At 35.2% G+C, this 8,880-nt stretch carries 9 protein-coding genes and 1 pseudogene; 4 read left to right on the top strand and 6 right to left on the bottom strand.

Annotated elements, in window-relative coordinates; translation table 11 throughout:
* The coding region (locus GA0061080_RS13185) for an integrase core domain-containing protein (protein WP_141683093.1) at window positions 1–119 on the top strand (119 nt) is incomplete at its 5' end.
* A 265-nt stretch (window positions 120–384) separates the two neighbouring features.
* On the opposite strand, the pseudogene GA0061080_RS13180 reads toward GA0061080_RS13185, so the two are convergent.
* Both GA0061080_RS13180 and GA0061080_RS11135 read right to left on the bottom strand, forming a co-directional pair.
* Window positions 385–1,274 (bottom strand): annotated as a pseudogene (locus GA0061080_RS13180) (DMT family transporter).
* A gap of 11 nt (window positions 1,275–1,285) precedes the next feature.
* The gene (locus GA0061080_RS11135) at window positions 1,286–2,152 is read right to left on the bottom strand and encodes a YicC/YloC family endoribonuclease (RefSeq protein ID WP_065636660.1); all 867 of its coding nucleotides are present in this window, start codon (window positions 2,150–2,152) and stop codon (window positions 1,286–1,288) included.
* Window positions 2,153–2,309: 157 nt separating this feature from the next.
* Between GA0061080_RS11135 and rph the strand changes: the two genes are divergently transcribed.
* Both rph and pyrE read left to right on the top strand, forming a co-directional pair.
* A complete protein-coding gene (gene rph / locus GA0061080_RS11130; protein WP_091125648.1) occupies window positions 2,310–3,026 on the top strand; it encodes a ribonuclease PH in 717 nt (238 codons plus the stop codon).
* 13 nt (window positions 3,027–3,039) lie between these two features.
* Window positions 3,040–3,687 (top strand): orotate phosphoribosyltransferase, encoded by a 648-nt coding sequence (pyrE, locus tag GA0061080_RS11125; protein WP_065636662.1) that lies wholly within the window; start codon window positions 3,040–3,042, stop codon window positions 3,685–3,687.
* A 283-nt stretch (window positions 3,688–3,970) separates the two neighbouring features.
* Here pyrE and proB read toward each other — a convergent pair whose 3' ends face one another.
* Genes proB through gpt form a run of 3 tightly spaced genes read right to left on the bottom strand, consistent with a single transcriptional unit; the run spans window position 3,971 to window position 6,922 of the window.
* Window positions 3,971–5,083, bottom strand: coding sequence for a glutamate 5-kinase (gene proB / locus GA0061080_RS11120; protein ID WP_091125645.1), 1,113 nt, complete (start codon window positions 5,081–5,083; stop codon window positions 3,971–3,973).
* A 22-nt stretch (window positions 5,084–5,105) separates the two neighbouring features.
* Window positions 5,106–6,362, bottom strand: coding sequence for an alpha/beta hydrolase (locus tag GA0061080_RS11115; RefSeq protein ID WP_091125641.1), 1,257 nt, complete (start codon window positions 6,360–6,362; stop codon window positions 5,106–5,108).
* 23 nt (window positions 6,363–6,385) lie between these two features.
* Complete coding sequence (gpt, locus tag GA0061080_RS11110) at window positions 6,386–6,922, bottom strand: xanthine phosphoribosyltransferase (protein WP_091125638.1); 537 nt, start codon at window positions 6,920–6,922, stop codon at window positions 6,386–6,388.
* Between the two features lie 149 nt (window positions 6,923–7,071).
* Here gpt and GA0061080_RS11105 point away from each other — a divergent pair, with 149 nt between their 5' ends.
* On the top strand, window positions 7,072–8,535 hold the full coding sequence (locus tag GA0061080_RS11105) for an aminoacyl-histidine dipeptidase (RefSeq protein ID WP_091125635.1): 1,464 nt from the start codon (window positions 7,072–7,074) through the stop codon (window positions 8,533–8,535).
* Between the two features lie 36 nt (window positions 8,536–8,571).
* Here GA0061080_RS11105 and GA0061080_RS13175 read toward each other — a convergent pair whose 3' ends face one another.
* Window positions 8,572–8,709: an integrase core domain-containing protein gene (locus GA0061080_RS13175; RefSeq protein ID WP_091125631.1), complete on the bottom strand. Its 138-nt coding sequence runs from the start codon at window positions 8,707–8,709 to the stop codon at window positions 8,572–8,574.
* Between the last annotated feature and the right edge of the window lie 171 nt (window positions 8,710–8,880).

Here is an 8,880-nt window from a genome sequence, read left to right as displayed (position 1 = left end):
TACAACGCGCTTTTTCGGCTTATGCTTATTGGTATAATCATAAACGATTACATTCTTCGTTAGGCTACTTGCCTCCCGTTGAATTTAAAAAACACTTACCCCTTAATTTTTTTGTTTGAAAATGTGTTGCCATTCCATTTTTTACAAAATATAACCTAAAAAGTGAACGATTATGTAAATTTCCTAGAGATAGATTGTTTTCACAGAATTATGCTGTTTATTTTAGTGTTTTATTTGAAGTTATGTTACTTGATGCTTTATGGACTTTTTAAAGTGGGTAAATAAAATTTTAGTTATGTTTGGTGTCGATATTATCTATCTTGTTAGACTAAAACAGTTGTTTTAGGGGATAGCTAAATTAATTACAATTATGATATCAGTGGTTTATCTTTTATTGGTGATACTTGATAGGGTGATAAAAATAAAACATATAAGAATCAATATAATGCCAAGCCATCGAACTAAAGATATTTGTTCGCCAATAATTAGCATCGCTAATATGGCTGCAATAACAGGCTCTAATAAGCTGATTGTTATAGCCGAGCTAGCCGATATTTTAGATAAACCATAGCCATAACATAAATACCCCATAAACATGGGGATTAATGCCATATAAATACAAACAACAATATTGGTTAGTGAGTCAAATAATGCAGCTCCTGTAAGCAGCATAACCGGTATGAGTAGGATGCCACCGCATCCAAACGTTGCCCCCATGGCCGATTTTGTTGATATGCCTTTTAACATTAATTGACGAGCTGACCATGAATATAAGGCATAGGTAAATCCAGCAATTAATCCTAATAAAATACCTATAGTGGTGTGTTCATATTGCGTTGCGGTGGAATTATCTTTTGAAAAGGCAAGTAAAATTATCCCCAAAATACCAAAGGCTGCTCCTATTATCCATTGTTTAGTTAGGCAAAAATCACGACTAATATATTCAATGAGCGCCGAAAGGATCGGGGCAGATCAATAGAAACCACCGTTCCAATGGCTACACCTGATAAGCGCATTGAGCTATAAAAAGCTAAAGGATAAAGCATAACAGCAATAGCACCAACAATAAGTAAGTGACCATGCTTGATTAATAAATGGCGCTCTTTGATTATTTTAGATATCGCCAATGAGCATTGTAAAATGCCACCAACACCCATTGCTAACGAGCCAATAAGTAAAGGTGAAAGCGAGGGCGCAAATGTAGCAGCTGTGCCCGTTGTTCCCCATAAAATTGATGCCAATGTAACGGTTAAAATACCCAAAGATTTATTTATGAATCAAATCATTACTCAATGTTTTGTACTTGCTCTCTGATTTGTTCAATGAGTACTTTGAGTTCAATCGCACTGGCTGTCACATCAGCATTAATTGATTTAGACGCAATAGTGTTAGATTCTCGATTAAATTCTTGCATCATAAAATCAAGTCTGCGCCCGATAGCTTCGTTTTTCTTTAAAATAGAATAGGTTTCTTTAACATGTGTCATTAAGCGATCAAGTTCTTCAGCAACATCAATACGTTGTGCAAGCATAACAATTTCTTGTTCAAAACGAGAATTATCAAGTTCAATATTGGCTTCTTCTAATTTACTTTTTAGCCTCTCTTTTTGCCATTCAAGAATTTCTGGCATCCATTGACGGATTTTGTCAACTTCTGCTGTAATTGCTTCTAATCGTTTGATAATAAGATCACAAAGTGCTTTACCTTCGCGTTCACGCACCGTAATAAATTCATCAATTGCAGTATCAAGTAGCGCTAAAATTTCTTGCGAAATGGTATCTAAATTTTGCTCTTTTGCCGACATTACACCCGGCCAGCGCAATACATCAATAGGGTTAATTTGCGCTGAGTCATGCTCGGTTTGCACCCAACTTGCCGCATTAAGTATTTGTTTAGCTAGTTCTTTATTTAATGAAAGCTCTTGATGTTGTGCTGATGGATCTAATTCAAAGCGTAAATTACATTCGATCTTTCCACGAGTTAGGCGGTTTCGTAATCTTTCACGAATGATAGGTTCAAGTGAACGAAATTGCTCAGGCAAACGAATATATGTTTCTAAGTAGCGTTGGTTAACTGAGCGTAATTCCCAAGAAGCAGTCCCCCATGGTTGGTTTAGCTCTTTTCTTGCATAAGCAGTCATACTTGAAATCATAATAACATCCTAAAATTGTAAAAAACTTGCTGGGCATTGTATCATAAATTCTGTATAATGCGCTCTTAGCTTAGGCTAAACATCGACTTATCTTGTTGATGTCCTCCTAAATGATTAACTCAAAACTAATTTTAAACAGAAACTGTTGGAGAAATGCATGCGCCCTTCTGGTCGATCTGCGGAACAAGTCCGCCCAATAAAAATAACCCGTCATTATACTAAGCATGCAGAAGGTTCTGTATTAGTTGAATTTGGTGAAACCAAAGTGCTTTGTAATGCTACTGTTGACGAAGGTGTTCCTCGTTTTTTAAAAGGGCAAGGCCAAGGGTGGGTAACTGCTGAATACGGCATGTTACCTCGTGCAACCAATTCAAGAACACAACGTGAAGCTGCTAAAGGTAAACAAACAGGCCGAACAATGGAAATTCAACGCCTAATTGCTCGCTCATTACGAGCAATGATTGACTTAAAGCTGTTAGGCGAACATACCATTACACTTGATTGCGATGTTATTCAAGCCGATGGTGGTACTCGAACGGCCTCAATTACTGGTGCTTGTGTTGCTTTAAATGATGCTATTAACCAAATGTTAGCCAATGGAAAAATCAAACAAAACCCAATTAAATCACTAGTTGCGGCTGTTTCTGTTGGTATTGTTGAAGGTGAAGCGCTTTGTGATCTGGAATATATAGAAGATTCAAATGCCGAAACCGATATGAATGTTATCATGACCGATGATGGGCGAATCATTGAAATACAAGGCACAGCAGAAGGTGAGCCATTTAGTCATGAAGAGTTATTAAAATTGTTAGCATTAGCAAAAAATGGAATAGCAACCATTATTGATGCTCAAAAACAGGCCTTAAAAGATTAATTGGAGAAAATCAATGAAATCATACAAAAGTGAATTTATTGAATTTGCATTAAATAGGCAAGCCTTAAAATTTGGCGAATTCACGTTAAAATCAGGTAGAAAAAGCCCTTACTTCTTTAATGCTGGTTTATTTAATACCGGAAAAGATCTTGCATTGTTAGGCCGTTTTTATGCTGCCGCATTAATGGATGCTCATTTAGAGTATGATGTGATTTTTGGTCCTGCTTATAAAGGTATTCCAATCGTTTCATCAACCGTGGTCGCCCTTTCTGAACACCATAATGTTGATGTGCCTTATTGCTTTAATCGCAAAGAAGCCAAAGATCATGGGGAAGGTGGTAACTTAGTTGGTAGCTCTATTTATGAACAGCGCGTCATGTTAGTTGATGATGTAATTACCGCTGGTACCGCAATTCGTGAATCTATGCGGATCTTAGAAGACAATAAATCTAAACTTGCAGGCGTATTAATCTGCCTTGATCGTCAAGAAAAAGGTCGTGGTGAACTTTCAGCCATTCAAGAAATTAAACAAACTTATCATTGTGATGTTATTTCAATTATTACATTAGATGATTTGATCCAATACCTTTACAAAGATCCTGCTCGCAAAGATCAAGTGGGGCTTGTTGAAGCATATCGTAATGAGTATGGAATAAAATAAGCCATCTACTTTTTTGCTTGTATACTTCAACTCAAAAAAGCATCGAAAGGTGCTTTTTTATTTTAAGATATAACTTGTTTTGATGTTTTATATTCAGGCTTTATCTTTGTCAAAAAGTTTTAGAAAAGTATAACATTTCAGTAAAAAATTTTATTTAAGTTGATAAAAATTAACTTATCTATATGAAAAAGCCCAGTTGTTTACACTTCATACTTAAAATAATTCTAAAGTAGTGATCAAAACAAAAATAATTGCAAATGATAAAAGTATTGGTAACGTCTCATTATTGTTTGATTATCATATCGTCACGGTGAACAGCAACGTGACCATATTCATAGCCAATAATTTGACTAATTTCTTGAGAATGATGTCCAGCAATTTGCCTTAAAGCATCACTGTTATAGCGACTGACACCGCGCGCAATGCGTTTGCCAAATTTATCGCAAATATCAATCACTTCACCACGAGAAAAATCTTTTTCTACGTTGATAATCCCTTTAGGCAATAGTGAACTACCATTATTTAATATAGCATTAACCGCACCATCATCTAAGCGCACTATGCCAGCTTTGGGTGCACCAAAAAGCCAGTATTTTCGATGTTCTAGTGGAGTTTTTTGTGGTATAAATCGTGTACCGACAGATTGATTATTGACAATATCAATAATAACGTTGGCTTTGTTTCCTGCTGCAATTATAACTTCAATACCAGCACTACCAGCAACCTCGGCTGCTTGTAGTTTTGTGCTCATGCCACCCGTGCCAAGTCCTGAAACACTATCACCAGCGATGCTTCGTAAATTATCATCAATATGATCAATTTCATGAATTAATTTGGCACTTTTATCAGATCTTGGATCGGCTGTATAAAGACCTTCAATATCGGTTAATAAAATCAGTTTATCAGCTTCGGCTAAAATGGCAGCTAGTGCTGATAAGTTATCATTATCGCCAACTTTAATTTCTGCGGTTGCAACAGCATCATTTTCATTGATGACAGGAACGATATGATTATCTAACATCGCTTTTAATGCATCTTGTGCATTTAAAAAGCGTTCACGATCTTCTAGGTCAGCACGAGTAAGTAACATTTGACCGATATAAATCTTATAGATGGAAAATAGCTGTTCCCAAAGTTGTATTAATTTGCTTTGTCCAACAGAGGCAAGTAATTGTTTGGATGCAACAGTATTAGGTAGAGCAGGGAAGTTTAAGTATTCGCGACCAGCTGCAATTGCGCCAGAAGTGACAATAATAATTTTATGTCCATCTTGATGTAAACATGCACATTGTCTTATCAGCTCAACTATTTGTGCTCGATCAAGTTGTTTTGTTCCACCTGTTAGTACACTGGTACCTAATTTAACAACTACAGTTTGTTGTTTTTTAATAGTCATAGCATATTCTTATTTTTTCACGTTATATAACAGACTTCATCCACTTTACTGATTGTGTTAACGCCTGATACAAACTTTTTTGTAATTGTGTTTTAGGTACAGTTATTACTTTATTTTGTTTGATTGAATGAATTAATTTAGCCTCACAAAGATCACTTAACTTATCATCCTCAAAGATGATATTCATAACAGGCACATGACAAGCATGAGTTAAAAGACCTTGATTTTTGAGTGAAAAATAATTTAATTCTGCTGCCAATTGTTGGTTGGATATTGAAGGTAATCCCAAACGGCTAGCTAACATATCTTTATAACTATTCGGTAGATTTTTTTGCAGATCTTTATCAACAAAAATTTGATGAATAAACGGAGTAAAGTTAAATACGCCTTTTATTTTATTTGGCATCAAATAAGCTAGACGTGTGGCAATATGCGAACCAAACCTAAATCCAGCAACAATAACCCGATGATCATCTATCCATGGAACAGAAGACAACTGCTCTAATATAGCTTGATGAATTTGGCTACTATTTTGTGATAAAGCAAAGTTACGGCTATAACCAACAGTTGGTAGATCAACAGTTAGCATGGCAAATCCATGCGGCGCTAAAAATTCACTAAAATAACGATAATAATCGATCTGCAAATTGCCTAACGCATTACAAATCAACACAACAGGGCAAGCCCCTTCGCATTTTGGTAAATGTAAAATTGTTTTGACACTACGATTATCGACTTTAAATTCCAGTTCTTTTATCAAAAATGGCGAAAATTGAAGAGCTTTTGTATAATATTGATAAGCACATGTTTGGGCATACATTGCTAATTCGTCATTTTTAAAATGAGGATAACTAGCAATACTTGCATATATGCTGGCTATAAGATAATAATTGTGTACATTATTTTTATCTTCATCTATAAGACTTGCTTTATCAATTGATTCAGCTTTAGATTGCCATACCGCAGCTTGATTTAAAAATTCATAGACCCAATTGCCAGATTGATAACCAACAACAGTGTCTAGCCAGTTATCATTTGTGTGGCGTCGAGTTGAAGCGGCAATTTTTGATAGAATCGCTTCAGCTTCTAATTTGGGTAATCCACGCCAATGCCACAAAATGGGATTAATAATTCGATACCATCTGGAGTCAACTTCCCCATCTAAGGCGCTAATGCTACTACCATTACTATTATCAATGCGATTGATAAGTGTTGAAGTTTCAGGATAATCAAATTGTGGTTTAAATATCTGTTCAGTTAGATTTTCGGTAGTTGCCATAACAACCTTAACTTCCTTATTAATTATTTATGATCACTAACAGGTTTAACAAACATGACACCAGTATCCCATGGTTGTTCAATCCAAGTATCTTGTGCAATATCGACAACATAATCATCAACAAGTGGTTTACCAGCAGGTTTTGCAAAAATAGTTACGAAGTGAGCCTTAGGGTACATTTCACGGATAGTGTGAGCGGTGTTACCTGTATCGACTAAATCGTCAACAACGATAAAGCCTTCACCATCTCCATTAGCTTGTTTTAATATTAGTTTTTCGCGTTGATGATCATGGTCATAGCTCGAAATACAAACCGTATCGACATAGCGAATACTTAATTCACGTGCTAAAATTGCCGCTGGAACTAATCCACCACGACTAACGGCAATAATACCTTTCCATTGATTTGCAGGCAATAAGCGCTCAGAAAGTTGGCGTCCATAGGATTGCAACATTTCCCAAGTAACATTGAATTTTTTCTTTTCAGCAATAAGTTCTGCTTTATGTTGTTTTTTGGCTTGGATTTCTTCTTCTGTTAATAAAATTTGATCTGTTGACATTGAGTAACCTGCAATTTTAATCGGATATACGAATATAATAAATTAATATTAATGAACTAAAAATAGATGTAAAATTGCACCTTATTATAGAGTGATTAGATAAAAAAAACCACTCAAATTTATTACTTACTTAATATTGGGGTTATATTATGCTTTCTACACTAAAACCGAGATCTGTTTGGCAAATTTTTAATGATATTTGTAATATTCCGCATCCTTCTCATCACGAACAAATGATAACTAAATATATTGTCGATTTTGCTAATACTCATCATATTGATTGCAAACTTGATAAAGTGGGTAATATTTTGTTAACTAAACCAGCTACTAAAGGGATGGAACAGTGTCCATCAATTGCTTTGCAAGCTCATATGGATATGGTTCCACAAAAAAATGAAGGTACTGTTCACGATTTTTTAACCGACCCAATTCAAGCTTATGTTGATGGCGAATGGGTAAAAGCCAAAGGAACGACATTAGGTGCTGATAATGGTGTTGGGTTAGCATCTGCATTAGCTGTTTTAATCGATCCTACTGTTGAACATGGACCGATTGAAGTATTGATAACAGTATCAGAAGAAACTGGTATGCACGGCGCCTTTGGTTTACAACCTAATTGGTTAAAAAGTCGCTATCTAATTAATACTGATTCGGAAGATGAAGGCGAAATATTTACAGGTTGTGCTGGGGGCGTTGACTTTACTACAACCTTTGCTGTTACTTATGCAGTAATACCAGAAAAGCACGATTGCTATATGAATCTTTCACTTAAAGGGTTAAAAGGTGGACATTCCGGGTGTGATATCCATCTTGGTCGAGGTAATGCAATTAAATTGATGGCTCGCTTTTTAGCTCAATATGCGCAAGATATTTCGTTTAGATTAGCTGATATAAAAGGTGGATCATTACGTAATGCGATTCCAAGAGAAGCCTTTGCAGAAATCACACTAAATAAACAAGATCTACCTAAATTAGAAGCCATTGTTCAACAGTATCAAACTATCTTACACAATGAGTTAGGTCATGTTGAACCGACTATTGAAATCACTTTATCAGAAGTTCAGTCCAATAAAGTAAAACGTGTACTAACTACTGAACATCAAAATAAAATCATCAATTGGCTAAATACAGCACCTAATGGTGTGGTTAGAATGAGTAAACAGTTAGCCGGTGTGGTTGAAACATCACTTAATTTAGGTATTGTCAATATTGAAGATAATCAACTAATTGTTCATTTTTTGATTCGTTCTCAAGTTGATAGCGCAAAAGATGCGGTTGTATCGACATTGATATCACTTAGTCAATTAGCAAATGCTAATTATGAAATAAGTGGTGGGTATTCTGGTTGGGAGCCTAATTTAGATTCACAATTGTTACAACTTGCAAAAAATAAATATCACGAAATATTTTCTCAGAAAGCGAAAATAATGGTGATTCATGCGGGGCTTGAATGTGGTTTATTTAAGCAGAGTTATCCAAATATGGATATGATTTCAATTGGACCAACAATTGTATCACCGCATTCTCCAGATGAAAAAGTTAATATTCAAAGCGTTTACCGATATTGGGAATTATTGATAGCGATCTTAAAATCGGCGAACCATCTAAAATAATCTAACGTGTACCTGCCGATCTTTATCGGTAGGTATTTACACGCCATAATTAAAATAATCCGCTAAAAATGCATAAGGCGTTTTGCCTGAAATTCCTTTATGCGGTTTAACCGTATTATAAAAATTAATAAAGTGTTTCAATTTTAGTTTTCTCTCTTTTAAATCACTAAATATTGGCTGATTATGTCACATTTCAATTTAAAACTTGTATCACGCAATTTATCTAAACAAACATTTGTCTAAACAAACAAAGACGCCCCATTTTTGTCAAAAAGTTTCAGGAGCGTACCACGTTTATGTATAAAAACAATAAAAATCAAATGGGTAGTTAAAAGTAAATATTCT

It is taken from the genome of Gilliamella intestini (assembly GCF_900094935.1).
Taxonomy (GTDB): domain Bacteria; phylum Pseudomonadota; class Gammaproteobacteria; order Enterobacterales; family Orbaceae; genus Gilliamella; species Gilliamella intestini.
The sequence above is the reverse complement of the archived record's forward strand: the minus strand, read 5'-3'. Positions and strand labels throughout refer to the sequence as shown.

What these genes read in the sequence shown, in the direction of transcription:
- GA0061080_RS11135 (WP_065636660.1), bottom strand. Translation starts at nt 2,152, where the DNA reads ATGATTTCAAGTATGACTGCTTATGCAAGAAAAGAGCTAAACCAACCA.
- rph (WP_091125648.1), top strand. Translation starts at nt 2,310, where the DNA reads ATGCGCCCTTCTGGTCGATCTGCGGAACAAGTCCGCCCAATAAAAATA.
- pyrE (WP_065636662.1), top strand. Translation starts at nt 3,040, where the DNA reads ATGAAATCATACAAAAGTGAATTTATTGAATTTGCATTAAATAGGCAA.
- proB (WP_091125645.1), bottom strand. Translation starts at nt 5,083, where the DNA reads ATGACTATTAAAAAACAACAAACTGTAGTTGTTAAATTAGGTACCAGT.
- GA0061080_RS11115 (WP_091125641.1), bottom strand. Translation starts at nt 6,362, where the DNA reads ATGGCAACTACCGAAAATCTAACTGAACAGATATTTAAACCACAATTT.
- gpt (WP_091125638.1), bottom strand. Translation starts at nt 6,922, where the DNA reads ATGTCAACAGATCAAATTTTATTAACAGAAGAAGAAATCCAAGCCAAA.
- GA0061080_RS11105 (WP_091125635.1), top strand. Translation starts at nt 7,072, where the DNA reads ATGCTTTCTACACTAAAACCGAGATCTGTTTGGCAAATTTTTAATGAT.